Source organism: Sandarakinorhabdus sp., assembly GCF_040398645.1.
GTDB lineage: Bacteria > Pseudomonadota > Alphaproteobacteria > Sphingomonadales > Sphingomonadaceae > Sandarakinorhabdus.
In genome coordinates this window covers 65,304-82,123 of the sequence record NZ_JBBATR010000002.1, presented here as the reverse complement: position 1 = coordinate 82,123, position 16,820 = coordinate 65,304, and the positions used below count along the sequence as shown (strand labels likewise).

Sequence of the window (16,820 nt, the reverse complement as noted above, 5' to 3'; positions counted from 1 at the left end):
CCCCGATTTTCGCGTTATGACCGGCCGGCATTGAGCCTGGCTGACCTGATGAAGCCTGCAGACGGTGATTTTGTCGATGTCGCGGTGTGGACCATGCTTAACCGGCGCGCTGATGCGGCGCAGCACGCAGAGATGCGGGCGGTGCTGGCTGCGGGCGGCAAGCCGGCGGTGTTGGCGGCATTGCAGGCGCAGCGGGCTGATCGGGACTTGCCGCCCATCGATGGCCTGGCGCGGCTGCTGCTGGTGCAGGGCAGGACGGCCGTGCCGGTGATCGGGCCATATCTGGCGCGGCTGGCGGAGCAGATCGAGGCCAATCCGGCCTTGAAAGCCGTCCTGAAAGCGCCGGGCCGACTGATCGGGAGGGTACCGCGCTGGCTTGGCTGGCTGGGCCGCAGAGCGCGCCGCATGGGCACACGGCTGGGCGCGCGCATTCGGCTGCCAACACCGCGGCGGGTGCGCAATGCGCTGGGCGTGGCGCATGCGCCGCCTGATGCCCGCCTGAGCCCGCGCGCGGCCGCGCTTTATGCCGCCTTGTGCACCGCCATCGATTGCCGCGAAAATCCCGCCTGATGCGCCTGTTGATCGATTTGCAAGGCCTGCAGAACAACAGCCGTGATCGCGGCATCGGCCGCTATGTCGAAGCGCTGGCGCGCGGGCTGCTCCGCAATGCCGATGGGCACAACATCCGGTTTTTGCTGAACAATCTGTTCCCCGATCAGGTCGAACGGGTCATCGCCGCCTTTGCGCCGATTGTCGGCCGGGACCGTTTTCATGTGCTGCATGCGGTTGGCCCCACAGCCGCGTTGCACGATCCCGATCGCTGGCGCCATGCTGCCGCCCATATCGCCTATGCGCAGCTGGTGGCCGATCTTGATCCCGATGTGCTGTTGATCGGCAGCCTGTTCGAAGGCGGCGCCGATAACAGCGTGGCCTGCGTGGCGCCCGCCGATCAGCGCCGTTACCGGGTGGCGACCATCCTGTATGATCTGATTCCCTTGCTAAATCCCGATCAGCATATCGGCAGCGCCGGCGCACGGCGGTGGTATTTCGACAAGATCGGCCAGGCCCGCCATGCCGATCTGCTGATGGCCATCTCGGCTTCGGCGCTGGATGAATGCATCACCCATCTGCCCAGCGACGCCGATCATGCCATCGAAATCAGCGGCGCTGCGGCCGATCACTTCGCCAATCTCGATCTGCACGCCCTTCGCACCAGCCCGGATGCGCGCGCGGTGCTGGCTTATCACGGCATCGAACGGCCATTTTTGATGCACGTTAGCGCGCTCGATCCGCGCAAGAATTTCGAAGGCCTGATCGAAGCCTATGCGCGGCTCCCGCTTCCGGTGCGTCAGGCCCATCAATTGGTGCTGGTGTGCCGCCTGCATCCGCACGGCCACGCCCGGTTGCGCCATGTCATGGCGCAGCACGGCCTGGATGACCGCGATGTCGTGCTCACAGGCCATGTGCCAGATGATGAATTGCAGATCCTCTATGCCAATTGCGCATTGTTCGTGTTCCCTTCATTTCACGAAGGCTTTGGCTTGCCGGTTCTGGAGGCGATGTGGTGCGGCGCGCCAGCGGTGGGATCATGCCTGTCCAGCGTGCCTGAAGTGATTGGCCGGGCCGACGCACTGTTTGATCCGCGAGACATGGCGCAGATGGTGGATGTTATTGCGCGCGCCTTGTCGGACCAGGCGTTCCGCAGCAGCTTGATCGATCATGCCCACAGCCATGCGCGCGCGTTCAGCTGGGATCTGGTGGCGCAGCGGGCGCTGGCTGGCCTCGCGCGATTGGCTTCGCTGCCGCACCAGCGGCCCATATCTGTGCCGCCAGATGCCGATGCTATTACGAAAGCGTTGATTGCCAGCATTGCCGCCATCGATGCCTGGCCCGGCCCCTCCGATAATGATCTGACGGCGTTGGCCGAAGCGATTGAACAGAATGAACGCCAAACCTGGCCGCGCGTTGCCAGCCCGTCTTTCGGGATGGATATGGCATCATCACTGTGATAGCTCGCCGGCAATCTCGGCGGGTCCGCGTCGCGGCAACGTGAAATGCCCGCCCGCGGGCAGAATTCGGGCAGCATCCGCGCACATCACTGCTGGAAACATGGTCAGGACCGTCGATGAAAAAGGCAATTGTTACAGGCATCACCGGGCAGGACGGCGCCTATCTGGCCCAAGTATTGCTGGCCAAGGGCTACGAAGTGTTCGCCACCTACCGGCGCACCAGTTCGGTGAATTTCTGGCGGATCGAAGAGCTGGGGATCGAAAATCACCCGAACCTGCACCTGATCGAATTTGATCTGACCGATATGGCATCGTGCATGCGCCTTGTTGAACGCTGCCAGGCCGACGAAATCTACAATCTGGCCGCGCAAAGCTTTGTGGGCGTGTCGTTCGATCAACCTGCTGCCACGGCGCAGATCACCGGGCTCGGGCCGTTGAATCTGCTTGAGGCCGTGCGCCACACCAACCGCAGCACACGTTTCTATCAGGCCAGCACGTCGGAAATGTACGGCAAGGTGCAGGCCGTGCCGCAAACCGAGGATACGCCGTTCTATCCGCGCAGCCCGTATGGCGTTGCCAAGCTGTATGCGCACTGGATCACGGTCAATTACCGGGAAAGCTACGATATCTTTGCCAGCAGCGGCATCCTGTTCAATCATGAAAGCCCGCTGCGCGGCCGCGAATTCGTCACGCGCAAGATCACCGACAGCATCGCCAAGATCAAGCTGGGCAAGCTGGACTGCCTGGAATTGGGCAATATCGATGCCAAACGCGATTGGGGTTTCGCGCGTGAATATGTGGAAGGCATGTGGCTGATGCTGCAAGCCGACGAACCGGATACTTTCGTGCTCGCCACCAATCGCACCGAAACCGTGCGTGATTTTCTCACCATGGCGTTCCGCTGTGCCGGCATCGAAGTGGCCTATCGCGGCAGCGCTGAAACCGAAGAAGCCATTGACACCGCCACTGGCCAAACGGTGATGCGCGTCAATCCGCGGTTCTATCGCCCGGCCGAGGTTGATCTGCTGATCGGCGATCCGGCCAAGGCCCGCGAAAAGTTGGGCTGGGAGCCGAAAACCACCCTAGAGGAATTGTGCCGCATGATGGTGGATGCTGATCTGCGCCGTAACCAGATCGGTTTCTCGTTCTGAAGCGGGATTGCAGTGGCGCGAATCCTGCTTACGGGTGCCAACGGCTTTGCCGGACCCTATGTGGCGGCGGCGCTGGCCAATCGCGCGCATGCGGTGATCGGGCTGTCGCGCGGCGTCAACACCTTGGTGTGTCCGGATATCACGCAGTGGCTGCACGCTGATTTGAGCAACATGGCGCAGGCTGCCGCGGCCGTTGCGGCGGCGCGGGCCGATGCGGTCATCCATCTTGCCGCCATATCGTTCGTTGCCCACGAAGATGTCGGCGAAATCTATGCCAGCAATGTGCTGGGCACCCGCAATCTGCTGGCGGCGTTGGTGCAGGCCGGTATGGCCGGCCGCGTGATCATTGCATCCAGCGCCAATATCTACGGCAATCGCCAGGCTGGCCGCCTGGACGAGGCGCTTACCCCCGACCCGCGCAGCGATTATGCCCTGTCAAAGCTGGTCTGCGAGCAACTGGCCGCCATGTATGGTGATCGGCTGGCCATCACTACGGTGCGCCCGTTCAACTACACCGGCGTTGGCCAGGGCAAGCAGTTCCTGATCCCCAAGATCATCGATCATGTCGTGCAGCGCGCGCCGGAAATCCATCTCGGCAATGTCGATGTGGCGCGCGATTTCAGCGATGTGCGGTTTGTCGCCGATGCCGTCGCCCGGTTGCTGGACTGCTCCGCCGCCGCCGGGCAGACCGTGAACATCTGTTCTGGCCGGGCGGTGACGATCACGCAATTGCTGGCGCTAGTGCGGCACATCTCGGGCCATGATTTGCAGGTGCGCATCGATCCAGCGCTGGTCAGATCGCAGGAAGTCGATCAATTGTGGGGCAGCGACACGCGCCTGCAAGGCCTGATCGGCCCGATCGACTGCCCACCCTTGACCGATACGCTCGGCTGGATGCTGAACGCAGCCTAATCCTCAAACGCCCGCATGCGCTTGGCCGGGTTGCCCAACACGGTCACGCCGGGCCGCACACCGGCAAACACCACCGATCCCGATGCCACGGTGGCGCCATCACCCACCGTCACGCCTTCGCGCACCGTCGCGCCCGAACCGATCAGCGCGCCGGTGCCGATGGTGGCAAAGCCGCCGATCTGCACCCCCGGGTTGATCTGCGCATAATCGCCGATGGTCGCATCATGGCCGATGCCAACGCAAAAATTGATATAGCTGAGCCGCCCCACCGTCACATTCGGCGAGATGTTGACGAGCGGGCAGACGATGCTGCCTTCGCCGATCACGGCATTGCTGGCCATCACGGCGCTGGGGTGCACCAGCGTGGCAAAGCGAAATCCCGCCGCCGCCAGCCGTTCGCCCAGCCGGCGGCGCACACCGGGCAGGCCGATGGCAATTACCGCCAGATCCGTGCCGGCCTGGCCCGGTGTCACATCGTCGGAAAATGCCTGGCCGGGCAGGCCAAAGCGAGCATGTTCGGCCGCATCAAGCGTGGCATAGCCGGCAATGATGAAGCCCGGCGCCGTCCACGAGGTGACCTCGCGCGCAACACCGCCCGAACCGAAGAAGATCAATTTCTGCATCAGGCGCGCTTGAACCGGTGGCCGACAGGCACGGCTTCGATCTTGATGCGGCGCGGCACCATGTGGGCCGGCAGCTTTTGCGCGAGATAGGCGGCCAGCGCCTTGCGATCCACATCCGTGTCCGCCACCGGCTGGACGAGCAACTCGACATGCTGGCCGGTGATCGGATTGGCGCGCGCTTCAGCCTTCACCAGCGCCACACCCGGATAATCAATGGCCACACGTTCCACTTCGGATGCCATGAACTTCAGCCCGCCAACATTGATCACATCGCCGATGCGGCCAACCACCTTGTAATGCGGGCCTTTGGTTTCCACCACGTCCTTGGTGTCATACCAACCATCGGCATCGAACGGCGACGCAGCGTTCAGATAGCCGAGCATGCGGGTTTGTGACCGAATTTGCAGCACATTGTCCACCACGCGGGTTTCAACGCCTTCGCCGCCAATTTTCATGAACAGGCTGTCACGCGCTTCGGATTTTACCCGCACGATGCCCAGCTCGGACATGCCGAAGGTCTGCCGGAAATCCACACCTGGCAGCAATTGGCACAATTGTTCCAGCGTCGGCTGATCCATGCGTTCGGTGCCATAGGTGATCAGCTTCAGGCAGGCCGGCACGGAATCTGGAATCGCGCCGCTCATCAGCATCATGCGCAGGAACGTGGGTGTGGTCGGCAATACTTCGACATCGTGGGCGGCGATGGTGGTCAGGATCGAATCGACGGTTCGAGCCTCTGGTGCAATCACCACGCCCTTGTTGAACAGCGTGTGCAGCAGCGTGTTGATGCCGCCGATGTGATCGAACAGCAGAAAATTGATGGTGCGCTGGGTGGGGCGCGGCGTTTCGAAACGCTGCAAAAACAGCGTCATGTCGTGCAAAATGGCTTTTGGCCGCCCGGTGGTGCCAGTGGAAAACAGGATCAGGCCGGCGTGGCCCTGTTCCTGCAATTGCTGGATCAGTTCATGCCGGTCAGCGCGCGGCAGGCGGCGCACGTCCTGGCCCTCGATCACGACATCAACCCGGGCGGCATCGAAGAAATATTCGTGTTGGCCGCGTGTGTCGGTGGTCAATGGCACCAGCACCACTTGCCGATCGATCAACTGGAGCAGCGTCTGGATCGAGCCTGGATCAAAATCGCCGATCAACGCCACCACGTCGCCTGGTTGCACTTCGGACAGATCGACCGCATCGCTGTGGGCAATATCCGAAAAGCGCAGATGGGCGTTTTTGTGGATCAGAAACGGATAATCAATGCCGGCCCACAGCGCGCCCAGCCGTTCCATCAAGGTCATCACGCACCACCAATGTTCAGCACGGCGCCGGTCACGGCGGCGCTGCGCGGGTCCAGCAGTAGTTCCACCGTGTCGCACACTGCATCGGGGGTGAATTGCTTTTGGATAATCTGCTGCGTCACGATCTTGCCGATCTGATCGCCGGAAATGCCGCGCAGAAGTGCCGTGTCGATCGGCCCCGGGGCAATGCAGTTCACCCGAATGTTGAAATCGGCCATTTCGCGGGCAAAGCTGCGGCTGAAGCCCTCCACGCCAGCCTTGGAGGCGACGTAGATCGATTCGCCCTTCAGGCCAAGCGCCACGGCGATGGTCGAAAAATTGACAATCGATCCGCCGGGGCCGCGCATCATCAGCGGCGCTAGCGCCTGGCAGCAATAGATGGTGCCGAGCAGATTGATGCGGATCACCTTTTCGGTGGTGGATTGCGGGGTGGTCACCGCCAGGTTCATCGCGGCAACCCCGGCCACATTCAGCAGGCCGGTCACTTCGGCTTTTTGCTTGCGCAGGTCACGCGCCACGGCCTTTACTTCGTCGTGATTGCCGACATCGCAGGCCATCGCCGGAAACGGCAAGCCTTCGACATTGCGGGCCAAGCCGAACACCGGCAGGCCTTTTTCGATCAGGCGGTCACAGATCGCACGACCCAGGCCGCGGCTGGCGCCCGTGACGATGATCATGCCGCTGCCTGCTGCTGGTTCAGAAATTCGGCGACCAGCGCGCCGGCGGTGCGGAACATGCTGCGTGACCGCGACATGGCGGCATCGGATGTCCAATCGAAATCGAAATCGAGATCGGCCGCCATATCCTCCAGCGCGATGCACAGGGTGACGACCTTCATGGAATCCAGCACGCTGCCGTCGCCGAGCAGCGCCGTATCGTCGCTGATCACCACGTCGTCGGCTTCCACCAGATCGGCAATGATTTCAAAAATCTGGGCTTTGATGTCTGACATGGCGACCGATCGCTCCAAGGTTAGGCAATGCAGCCCGCAATTGGACTGGCGCGCTGCCGAAATCACGCACCCTTTAGCCAAGCCATCGGCGCTGTGCAATTGTCGGGCGTCGTCAACGCCGGCCGAGCAAACGCCCGGCCCCCGCTCGCACACGCCCGGTCGCACGGCGCAGGGCAATCACGGCACTGGCCCTCGCATCGTGGCTGGGCGCGGCGGTGGTCAGGCGCGCAATCAACACTTCGGCGGGGCAGGGCAGGCCGGTGAGCGGATCGAGGTAGCGCGGATATAGCAGCAATGTGGCGGCGACCAGTTCATCCAGTGTGCGCCGGGCGGTGCGGCGGGCGGGGACCGGGCCGCAATCCGTGGTCAGGCCCCAACCAGCATAAAAGGGCACGCCGTGCACCGTTACGGGCTTTTGTCGCAGTAGCGCTTCGAAGCCGGCCAATGAGCTGTTGACGTGCAGTTCGTCGGCCATCGCGATCAGCGCGGCCATTGGCGCGGTGGTTTCCACGCGGTCGGCCAGTGCGACCATATCGGCGGCTTCGATGTGGCCGCGGCGGTGGCCGGCGAGCACATCGGGATGCGGCTTGTAGATCAGATAGACATCTGGCCCGGCCGCCGCGCGGGCGCGGCGCAGCAGTTCGAGATTGGATGCCAGCGCGCCGCCGCTGGTGACGGCGCGGTCATCTTCGACCTGGCCGGGCACCAGCACATGCCGGCGAGCGCCGCCAGGGCGGGGCAGATGATCGGCTGCGCTGCGTTCGTATTTCGATAGGCCGCCGGCAACGATGGCGCTGCGCAGCGCGGCGGCGCGGGCCAGCATATCGGCGGCGAATTCGCCGTTTTGCAGCAGGTTTTCCAGTTCGCTGGGCTGGCCCGGATCAAAATGCACACCCATGGCATCCACGATCACCGAAAGCGGCGGCACACAATCCGCGCCCAGCCCGGCTGATCTGATGAACCCGTCCTCCACCTCCAGCACCACGGCTGCGCTGTGTGCCAGCGCGGCAGTTTGTGCGCTAGTTAGCCGTGATCGCCACACCGCGACCTCCGTGCCAGCGTCTGATGCCGGCAGACTGCGCCGAAATGGCGAACCGCCGCCATTCCAGAGCAGCGGCGCCACATTGGCCTGTTTCCAATGCGCAAAGCCCAATGCCGCCACTATGGGCCGGTTGCGGTCGATCAGCCGCCGCCAGAAGCCGGCCAGCATGATGGCCTGCGCCGCAGATATCGCCTCCCCGCTGAAGGGGTCATGCCACCTCCAGCCGGTCAGACCGCTGTGCAGCAGCGCCTTGATTGCAGCGGCATCGGGCGGCGATGCGCGGCCATCCGCTTGCACCTCCGTGACCGGGCAACCGGCAGCCAGCGCCAGCAGGATGCGGCTGTCGCCAGCCCACAGGCGCACGCTGGCAGCGCCAGCCAACAGGTGCCATGGATCGGCATCAGCGGGCCAGGCCAGCGCGCCAGTCGACCCGCTGGCCGTGCCATCGAGCTGGTAGCCCGCTGCTGGCAACGCGGGCTGCTGGCCCCAATAACAGCCGCCCACCCGCTGGCCAGCCAGGGCAGCCAACAGGCCATCGCTGCTGCTGGTGGTGTTGGTTTCAGTGGCAAAGCGCGGCAGGCGCGCGCCGGGGAAGGGCGGGATCGCGAGGATCGGCGCCATCAGCTGACTGCAGCGATGGCCATCAGCCGCCGCATCAGGCCGGGCAGCTGGTCCAGTGGCACCATGTTCGGGCCATCCGACAAGGCGCTATCGGGATCGGGGTGAGTTTCCATGAACAGGCCGTCCACGCCGATCGCCACGGCGGCGCGGGCCAACGGCTCGACATATTGGCGCTGGCCCAGGGATTTGTCGCCGCCGCCGCCGGGCAATTGCACGCTGTGGGTGGCATCGAACACCACCGGGCAGCCCATTTCGCGCATGATCACCAGCGCGCGCATGTCCACCACCAGATTGTTGTAGCCAAAGCTGGAACCGCGTTCGCACAGCAAGATGCCGGCAGGATCAACGCCGGCAGCCGCGGCCGCAGTCCGGGCCTTGGCCAGCACAGCCGCCATGTCGTGCGGGGCCATGAACTGGGCTTTCTTGATGTTCACCGGTTTGCCGCTGGCGGCGGCCGCAGTGATCAGATCGGTTTGCCGCGCCAGAAAGGCCGGGGTTTGCAGCATGTCCACCACCGCGGCCACAGCGGCCACCTGATCGGGCAGATGCACATCGGTGAGCACCGGCAGCCCGGTTTCGCGGCGCACCGTCTCCAGTACGCGCAATCCTTCGTGCAGGCCAAGGCCGCGATAGGCTGCGCCCGACGTGCGATTGGCCTTGTCGAAACTTGCCTTGAAAATGACCGGAACGCCCAGATTGTCGGCCATGGCGCGAAGGCGGGCAGCGATGGCCAGGCACAGCGCCTCGCTTTCGATGACGCAGGGGCCGGCGATCAGGAAGGGCGGCGCACCGGGCGCGCGAACAAATTTTGGAAGCATCAGGCAGGTTCCTGGGCTGCGCGGCGCGCCAATTGCGCTTCGATCAGCGGTGTGTCGGTGGGGTTGTTCAATTCGACCAGATCCCAGCCCGGCGGCGGGCAGATCGCCACGCCCACCCGCAACCCAGCATCCAGAAAGCGCAATTGTTCAAGCCCTTCCTGCAATTCGATCGCCGCCGGGCCAGCCGCGACATAGGCATTCAGCGCCGCCGGGCGATAGGCATAGAGGCCGACGTGCAGCAGCACCGGCTGAGCCGGCACGCTGCCGGGCGCGACATGCGGGATGATGGATTTTGAAAAATACAGGGCCTGGGCGCGGCGGTCACACACCACTGTGGTGCCGCCCACCCGGCCAGCGGCCTGATCGGATTGCAGATGCGCCAGCACGGCGGGGCTGGCCGGCACGGCGGCGGTGGCCAGCGCCAGCCTCGGGTCGGCCAGCAGGCGCTCGATCACCGCTGTCACCATGGCGGCCGGGATCAGCGGCGCATCGCCCTGCAGATTGACGACGATATCGGGCATTTGCGCCAAGGCCGGCACTGCGGCGGCGCAGCGTTCGGTGCCGTTCAGGCAGGTATCCGGCGTCATGATCACGGCCATGCCGGCGCTGCGGGCATGATCGGCGATGCGATCATCATCGGTGGCAACCACGCACTGCGCGATGCCCGGCACGGCGCCGCCGGCAGCCCATGTCCATTCCAGCAAGGTGCGCACGCCACCATCCGGGCCAGCAAGCGGCGCCAGCGGCTTGCCGGGAAAGCGGCTGGAGGCGAAACGCGCCGGGATGATCAAGGCGATGCGGGCCATGACCGATCAGGCCCGGGCCAGCGGCGGCGGCGCTGCGATATCATAGATTTGCACGGCGCCGATCGGCCGGTTCGGCTGCGCCGCATCCACAACGAACAGGGTGGTGATCCGGTGCGTGTTCATCATTTCAAGCGCGTCTTCCACCAGGGCGGTGCGCGCGATGGTCTTGGGCGACGGCGTCATCACATCAGCCGCGGTGCTGGCCAGAAAGTCGGCAGCGTGCCGGCGCAAATCGCCATCGGTGATGATCCCCACCAGCAGGCCGGCCGCATCCACCACGCCGGTCATGCCAAGGCGCTTTTCGGTCATCGTCAGCAGGGCATCGCGCATCGATGTGGCCATGGTGACCAGCGGCAAGCGGTCACCGCCGTGCATGACATCTTCCACGCCGCGCAGATGCAGCCCGATGGTGCCGCCCGGATGGAGCGCGCGAATATCGACACCCGAGAGCCCGCGCGCGCGCATCGTGGTCACGGCCAGCGCATCCCCTAGCGCCAGCATCATCGTGGTGGACGTGGTGGGCGCCAGGCTTGAGGTGCAGGCTTCTTCAACGGCGGGCAACACCAGGCCAAGATCGGCCGTGCGCATCAGCAGCGAAGCCGGATTGCGCGACACACCGATGATCCGGCAGCCGATCCGCTGCGCATGCAGGCACAGCGGCTGCAATTCCACCGTGCTGCCGCTGTTGGAAAACACCAGCAACAGATCGCCCGGCATCACCATGCCGGCATCACCATGCGCCGCTTCACCGGCGTGCACGAACTGGGCCGGCGTGCCGGTGGCCGCCAAAGTCGCCGCGACCTTGCGGGCAATGTGACCGGATTTGCCGATGCCCGACACGATCACCCGCTGCGAGCAGGCCAGTATCGCATTGATTGCCGACGAAAAATTGCCGTTGATCGCCGACCCGAGCTGCCGCAACGCTTCGGCTTCGAGGGCGATGACCTCCCGCCCGATATCCTGATGCTGATCGCCGTTCATTGTCACATGACTTTCGAGAGACAACCATCAAACATGGTGCGGCTTTATCTACCGGCCTGCGCCCGGTCAATTGTGCGGCGCTTGACAGCCGGCGGCGCGCCGGGAAAATCGGCGCTACCATGAACCAAACGCGCGCACCCGGCCGGATCATTCGGTCGATCCTGTTCGATCTGGATGGCACGCTGGTTGATTCCGCCCGGATCACCTGCGCGATCATCGATGCCATGCTGGCCGCGCGCGGTGCAACACACACGGCCGATCCGCAGCTGGTGCGGGCGATGGACGGCATTGGCGGCGAAGCGATGATTGCCGCCGTGATGGGCCGCCATTGCCGCGATCCGGCTGAAGATATTGCAGAATTTCGCGCGTTGCACATTGTTGCAGCCACACCGGACGATCTGGCCTTTCCGGGCGCGGCCCACACGCTGGCGGCGCTGCACAGTGGCGGGCTGCGGCTGGCAATCTGTTCGAACAAGCCGCAGGCTTTGTGCGAAAAAATATTGGGTGATCTGGATCTCGCCCGGCATTTTGGTGCGATTGTGGGTGCGCGGCCGCAATTGGCGCGCAAGCCGGCAGCCGATCCGGCCGTGCTGGCGATGGCGGCCATCGGCGCAGATCCAGCCACCAGCCTGGTGGTTGGTGATACGCTGATCGATGCCGCGACTGCGCTGGCTGCCGGGGTTGGCATGGTGCTGGCGGGGTGGGGCTACGGCGTGGCGGCGGCCCTGCACGAAATGCCGGGCCTGCCAGTGTTGCAAAGCCTGAACGATTTGCTGGTTCTGGCCGGGCCAGCCGGTAAGATCCCTAGTGCCTGGATGCTGCAACCCGCGTTGACAGCAAGCGATCCCACATCATCCCGGTGATGGCATAATTGCCCGCTTCACTAGAATGGTGGTGGCGCATGTGGTGCTGCTTGATCACTCTACCCAGCCGGCCCTTCAATGGCCGTTGATGGCAGGTGTAATGCACGGCATCATAAAACACATAACCGCCCAAAAAACCAAGCAGCAACCACAGGCCCGCTGCGCCGATGGCGGCAACAAGCCCCAGCCCGATCAGCAGGGCAACCGGCACGCTGACGATTGGCGGCATCAGATTGCGCAGTGGATCGTTGGGCACGGCATGGTGATTGCCGTGCATGATGAACACGAACTTGCGCAGTGGCGCAGATGACGGTTCCCAGTGGAACACCCAGCGGTGCAGGGCATATTCGCAAAAGGTCCACACTGCCCAGCCGGCCAGAACCAGCCCGACCGCCAGCGCTGGGGGTGCGGTGCCCCATGCCGCCCACAACACGGCTGACAGCCCCGCCACCCACAGGACGGCGAAAACGCGTACCGATACAATCGTGAAGCCTTCGGCCCACGAATTGCCAAGCAGTGTGAGGCGGGGTTGCGGAGTGCCCATGACCTGACCGTCTGAATATGAGCGAACGGCCGCTGTCAAGACCGCTGCGAAACGCCGGTGGAAATCTGCGGCGATTTGCCGATCAGCAGGCGAATTTCTCGACCATTTGAAAATCATTGATATATTACAATCATATGTCTGGCTCCCGTCTGACCCCCCGTCCGACCTAAGTCTGGATGCGCCGAGCGGCTGATAAGATGATAATGGCAGTTCAGCAGCAATTGATGCCCCCGATCGGCCGCGCGTGATATTGCCATCATGATGATCCTAAAGACCACCATTGTGCCTGATGGGACAACGCGTCCGGGTACCGGAATCCTTCTGCCGCGCCGCATTATCATCACCGGCGCATCTGGCGCGCTGGGGGGAACGCTGGCCCGCATCCGCGCCGCGCCGGACACGGCCTTGCTGCTGTGGGGCCGTGATGAACGGCGATTGGCGCTGACCGCCGCTGCCTGCCGCAGCGCAGGCGCCGATGTGCAGACGCTCAGCATCGATCTAAGCGATATCGCAGCGATGCTGGCAGCGATTGCCGCTGCCGACACCGAGGCTCCGATTGACGAAGCCTTGCTGGTTGCCGGCCAAGGCGACACGGCCGCCCCTGGCGCGCGCGCCGAAGATGCGCTGCAAGTCGCGCGGCTGGGCATCGTCAATTTCGCTGCGCCGGCTGCGCTGGCAGCAGCGCTGGCCGATCGGATGGTGGCACGCGGGCAGGGCCGCATCGTGCTGATCGGATCGGCAGCCGGATTTCATGCGTTGCCGTTTGCGCCGGCCTATGCGGGCAGCAAGGCCGGGCTGGCGCGTTTTGCCGATGCGCTGCGGCTGGCGGTGGCCGGGCAGGGGGTGCAGGTCACGCTGGTATCGCCCGGTTTCATTGATTGGCCCGGCGGCGGCCGGCAGATCCCGCGCGCCCTGCTGATGCCGCTGCCGCAGGCCGCACGGCTGGTGCTGGCGGCGGCCGATGCCGGGCGTGCCCACGCCATTTTCCCCTGGCCGTTTGCCGTGCTGCGGCTGGTGGATCGGCTGTTGCCGCGCTGGCTGAGTGATCGGCTGCTGCTGGCGCTCAAGCCGCAATAGGCGGCCGGGCCAGCAGCATAGCGATCAGAGCATGGTGCAACTGCGCCGGGGTAAGATCGCATGGTGGGCCGGCGCCGCGCAACGGCTGGCCATCCGCGCCGTAACGCAGCATCACATAAGGCGTGTGGCGCGGCCCATCCGGGGCCGTGACGCCGGGGATGCTGGGCCGGTGATCGCCGTAAAAAACCAGCACCGCAGGCTTGCGGCGCGCCATCATGGCCGCGTGCAGCCGCGCCAGCATGGCATCGCCGCGCCGGACCAGATCGAGATAGGCGCTGGAGATGCTGCCTGCGTCCAGGCGGTGGCTTGTGAGCTGATCGACTGGCCACGGCCCATGATTTTCGATTGTAACGGCGTGGATCAGCGTGGGCGTTGGCGGCGGGCCATCAGCGGCAGCAATGATGCCCAGCACCGCATCGGTGATGGCCGCATCGCTGACATAGCGGCCAGCGCCCGCAGCCGGCGGCGCAAAGCGTTCCAGCCCGACCAGATCCGCAAAGCCGGCCGCCGGCATGATCGCGCCGCGCCCGTAAAATCGCATGTCGTGCGGGTGTACAAACACGCTGCGCCAGCCCGACGGCGCCAGCCGCGCCGGCAAGGCGTGGCTGGCCTCCCCGATGGCGGTCAGATACGGATCATATTGCCTGAAGCCCAAGGCCGTTTCATCGCGCCCGAAGATCACGCCGTATTCGGTGCGCATCGTGTAGGCGCCAAAGCCTGACACCAGCAGCGCCCCCGATTGCCACGCCGCCGCGCGCGCCGCCGCCAGGCCGGGCAAGCCAAGCGCCGGATCGCCAAACAGATCGGCCGGATCGGCAAAGGATTCGCACTGAACGATCACCACCAGCCCGGCGGCGGTGCTGATCGGCAGCGGGGTGGTGCAGGGCGGCGGATCGATCGATTCGCGCCAACGCCGCCAATACAGCAGCAGGGCGGCAATCAGGCCATGGCGCGCCACATCGCCGGCGGCATCGGGCCGGTCGGCGATGGCGCTGCCGCGCAGCACGGCCAGGCTGATCGCCAGCGCCGCCATGGAACCGCCCAGGCAGCCCAGCCCCAGCAAGTGCGGCGCGGGCGCCGCCACAAACAACATCGCGATTCCCGCAGGTACCGCCAGCGCGCCAAGGGCCAGCGCCGCGATTTGCACCCGGCTGAGCGCCGTGAAGTAAAATTGCGGATGCCGGAACACGGCGCGCACCAATGCCAGATCGGAAAACAGCAATGGCTCGCCGAGCACAGCATATTTGGTGTTTGAACCCATCACCACCGCTGCCATCAGGCCAATCATGACCAGCGCCGCTGCAGCCGGATTGCCGCACAGCGCCAGCACGGCGCCAAAGCCGATCAGCATCGCCAGCGTGTGCAGCCAAAGGCCGGTAATGCTGCGCAGCCGCGGCGCGCGCGGCCGCACCAGCGCATCCAGCAGCATCGTGCCGGCCAACAGGGCGGCGGCCATGATTTGAACGTGGGTCACAGCGGCACGTTCTCCCTTGCAGCCATTCACGATCGATCAGACAGATTTCGGGCATGAACCGGGCGATTGCGCCGCCGTGCCAAAGCGGCCTTGCCCAAACTTTGTCAATGGCCAGGCACGCGCCTGACCCTGCTGCAGCCCAGTTGGCCGCCTGCGGCAGCACTTTTGCCTTCGCACTTGCACAATTGCCGCCCTCAAGGCAGTGAACGCGGCGGGCCATTACGGGGCTTGCCCAAAGCCTTGCGACCAACTTCTTCTGCCAGACGGCTGCGCTGCATCCGTCCCGGAGTGCGATATGCCCGAAGGTGCGATGCCAAATCGATCAAATCCGGACACAGGAATGCGTTCGCTTGCCTTCACGGATGCTGGATCGCTGCGCGGCAGCGCACCGCAGCATGCGCGGCGCAATGTATTGTTGCTACAGGGCTTGATGGGGCCGCTGTTCCGCCGGCTGGGACGTGGCTTGATTGCGGCCGGGCACAGCGTTCACAAGGTGAATTTCAATGGCGGTGATCGGGCGTTCTGGCGATTGCCCGGCGGCATCGACTATCGCGGCAGCCTCGCCGATTGGCCAGCCGCGCTGATTGGCATCATCCAGGGCAAGGCCATCACCGATGTCGTGCTGTTTGGCGATTGCCGCGATTATCATCTGGTTGCCGCCCGCGTGTGCCGCGAGCTTGGCGTGACCCTGCATGTGTTCGAAGAAGGCTATGTGCGCCCCGATTGGGTGACGCTGGAACAGGGCGGCGTGAACGGCCATTCCAGCCTGCCGCGCGATCCCGATTGGTATCGCCGCGTCGCCGCCACGTTGCCGCCGGTGCCGGTGCACAACCGGGTGCACAGCTCGTTCCGGCGCCGGGCCACCGAAGGCCTGATCTACAATGCGGTCGATTTGCTGTCCCGCTGGCATTATCCGCACTGGCGCAATCACCGCCCGTGGCACCCGATGATCGAAGCCGCTGGCTGGATTCGCAAGTTGCTGCGCGGAAAGCAGCGCAAGGCCGAAGCTGCGGCGCTGCTGGCGCGGATTGCCGCGCAAAAGCCAGGCTATTTCCTGTTTCCGCTCCAGCTTGATTCCGATGCGCAAATCCGCATGCATTCGGATTTTGCCGGCATAGCCGATGCCCTTAAGCTGGTGATCGGATCATTTGCAGCGCACGCGCCGGCCGATGTGCGGCTGGTGATCAAGGAACACCCGCTGGACAATGGCGTGCGCGATTGGCAGCAGGAGGCGCTGGATGTGGCGGCGGGGTGCGGTGTGGCCGACCGCGTCGATTATCTGGCGTGGGGTGATATCGAAACCATTGCCCAGGGCGCGCGCGGCATGGTGACAATCAACAGCACCAGCGGCACATTGGGCCTGGCCATCGGCGTGCCGGTGGTGGTGTTGGGCGACGCGGTGTACGACATCGCCGATATCACCTTTCAGGGCGGGCTCGATCTGTTCTGGCAGCAGCCGCTGGCCCCGGATGCCGACACATTTGCAGCCTTCCGCCGTGTGCTGATCGAACGCTGCCTGATTCCCGGCGGCTTTTTTTCCGAAGCAGCGCTGGACAAGGTTGTCCACCACGCCATCGCCCGCTTTGAAGGCCGCCCGCTGCAACCCGATTGAAAAGAGCCGGTATCAGGCCCAAATCAGGCCGAAATCAGGC

The 16,820-nt window shown here is 64.5% G+C and carries 17 protein-coding genes; 7 read left to right on the top strand and 10 right to left on the bottom strand.

From position 1 onward, the window contains the following. Positions 1 to 48: 48 nt before the first annotated feature. The 4 genes from ABWP50_RS00950 (at position 49) to ABWP50_RS00935 (ending at position 4,072) form a co-directional block, all read left to right on the top strand. The gene (locus ABWP50_RS00950; RefSeq protein WP_353216109.1) at positions 49 to 570 is read left to right on the top strand and encodes a hypothetical protein; all 522 of its coding nucleotides are present in this window, start codon (positions 49 to 51) and stop codon (positions 568 to 570) included. Next, complete coding sequence (locus tag ABWP50_RS00945; protein WP_353216108.1) at positions 570 to 2,009, top strand: glycosyltransferase family 4 protein; 1,440 nt, start codon at positions 570 to 572, stop codon at positions 2,007 to 2,009. Before ABWP50_RS00950 ends, ABWP50_RS00945 begins: the two co-directional genes overlap by 1 nt. A 116-nt stretch (positions 2,010 to 2,125) precedes the next feature. Continuing rightward, complete coding sequence (gene gmd / locus ABWP50_RS00940) at positions 2,126 to 3,160, top strand: GDP-mannose 4,6-dehydratase (protein ID WP_353216107.1); 1,035 nt, start codon at positions 2,126 to 2,128, stop codon at positions 3,158 to 3,160. A 12-nt stretch (positions 3,161 to 3,172) separates the two neighbouring features. Further along, a complete protein-coding gene (locus tag ABWP50_RS00935; protein ID WP_353216106.1) occupies positions 3,173 to 4,072 on the top strand; it encodes an NAD-dependent epimerase/dehydratase family protein in 900 nt (299 codons plus the stop codon). Here ABWP50_RS00935 and ABWP50_RS00930 read toward each other — a convergent pair. The 8 genes from ABWP50_RS00930 to ABWP50_RS00895 form a co-directional block, all read right to left on the bottom strand. Continuing rightward, entirely contained in the window at positions 4,069 to 4,695 is a 627-nt protein-coding gene (locus ABWP50_RS00930) for an acetyltransferase (protein WP_353216105.1), read from the bottom strand. The two genes, ABWP50_RS00935 and ABWP50_RS00930, sit on opposite strands and share 4 nt — an antisense overlap. Further along, a complete protein-coding gene (locus ABWP50_RS00925; RefSeq protein ID WP_353216104.1) occupies positions 4,695 to 5,990 on the bottom strand; it encodes an ANL family adenylate-forming protein in 1,296 nt (431 codons plus the stop codon). The genes ABWP50_RS00930 and ABWP50_RS00925 overlap by 1 nt, the downstream gene beginning before the upstream one ends. After that, complete coding sequence (locus tag ABWP50_RS00920) at positions 5,990 to 6,667, bottom strand: SDR family NAD(P)-dependent oxidoreductase (protein ID WP_353216103.1); 678 nt, start codon at positions 6,665 to 6,667, stop codon at positions 5,990 to 5,992. The genes ABWP50_RS00925 and ABWP50_RS00920 overlap by 1 nt, the downstream gene beginning before the upstream one ends. Next, positions 6,664 to 6,942 (bottom strand): acyl carrier protein, encoded by a 279-nt coding sequence (locus ABWP50_RS00915; RefSeq protein ID WP_353216102.1) that lies wholly within the window; start codon positions 6,940 to 6,942, stop codon positions 6,664 to 6,666. Before ABWP50_RS00915 ends, ABWP50_RS00920 begins: the two co-directional genes overlap by 4 nt. 112 nt (positions 6,943 to 7,054) lie before the next feature. After that, positions 7,055 to 8,605, bottom strand: a complete 1,551-nt coding sequence (locus ABWP50_RS00910; protein WP_353216101.1) for a capsular polysaccharide export protein, LipB/KpsS family — start codon at positions 8,603 to 8,605, stop codon at positions 7,055 to 7,057. After that, positions 8,605 to 9,423 (bottom strand): 3-deoxy-8-phosphooctulonate synthase, encoded by an 819-nt coding sequence (gene kdsA / locus ABWP50_RS00905; protein ID WP_353216100.1) that lies wholly within the window; start codon positions 9,421 to 9,423, stop codon positions 8,605 to 8,607. Before kdsA ends, ABWP50_RS00910 begins: the two co-directional genes overlap by 1 nt. Next, a complete protein-coding gene (locus ABWP50_RS00900; protein WP_353216099.1) occupies positions 9,423 to 10,229 on the bottom strand; it encodes a 3-deoxy-manno-octulosonate cytidylyltransferase in 807 nt (268 codons plus the stop codon). The genes kdsA and ABWP50_RS00900 overlap by 1 nt, the downstream gene beginning before the upstream one ends. A 6-nt stretch (positions 10,230 to 10,235) precedes the next feature. Beyond that, positions 10,236 to 11,210 (bottom strand): KpsF/GutQ family sugar-phosphate isomerase, encoded by a 975-nt coding sequence (locus ABWP50_RS00895; protein WP_353216098.1) that lies wholly within the window; start codon positions 11,208 to 11,210, stop codon positions 10,236 to 10,238. A 119-nt stretch (positions 11,211 to 11,329) separates the two neighbouring features. Here ABWP50_RS00895 and ABWP50_RS00890 point away from each other — a divergent pair, with 119 nt between their 5' ends. Beyond that, positions 11,330 to 12,073 (top strand): HAD family hydrolase, encoded by a 744-nt coding sequence (locus ABWP50_RS00890; RefSeq protein WP_353216097.1) that lies wholly within the window; start codon positions 11,330 to 11,332, stop codon positions 12,071 to 12,073. Here ABWP50_RS00890 and ABWP50_RS00885 read toward each other — a convergent pair. Further along, positions 12,015 to 12,617: a sterol desaturase family protein gene (locus ABWP50_RS00885; protein WP_353216096.1), complete on the bottom strand. Its 603-nt coding sequence runs from the start codon at positions 12,615 to 12,617 to the stop codon at positions 12,015 to 12,017. The genes ABWP50_RS00890 and ABWP50_RS00885 overlap by 59 nt on opposite strands. Before the next feature lie 258 nt (positions 12,618 to 12,875). Here ABWP50_RS00885 and ABWP50_RS00880 point away from each other — a divergent pair, with 258 nt between their 5' ends. Beyond that, positions 12,876 to 13,694 (top strand): SDR family NAD(P)-dependent oxidoreductase, encoded by an 819-nt coding sequence (locus tag ABWP50_RS00880; protein WP_353216095.1) that lies wholly within the window; start codon positions 12,876 to 12,878, stop codon positions 13,692 to 13,694. Here the strand turns inward: ABWP50_RS00880 and ABWP50_RS00875 are convergent. After that, positions 13,681 to 15,168, bottom strand: a complete 1,488-nt coding sequence (locus ABWP50_RS00875; RefSeq protein ID WP_353216094.1) for an LTA synthase family protein — start codon at positions 15,166 to 15,168, stop codon at positions 13,681 to 13,683. The genes ABWP50_RS00880 and ABWP50_RS00875 overlap by 14 nt on opposite strands. A gap of 340 nt (positions 15,169 to 15,508) precedes the next feature. On the opposite strand from ABWP50_RS00875, the gene ABWP50_RS00870 reads away from it, so the two are divergent. Continuing rightward, positions 15,509 to 16,780: a capsule polysaccharide biogenesis protein gene (locus ABWP50_RS00870; RefSeq protein WP_353216093.1), complete on the top strand. Its 1,272-nt coding sequence runs from the start codon at positions 15,509 to 15,511 to the stop codon at positions 16,778 to 16,780. Positions 16,781 to 16,820 lie beyond the last annotated feature (40 nt).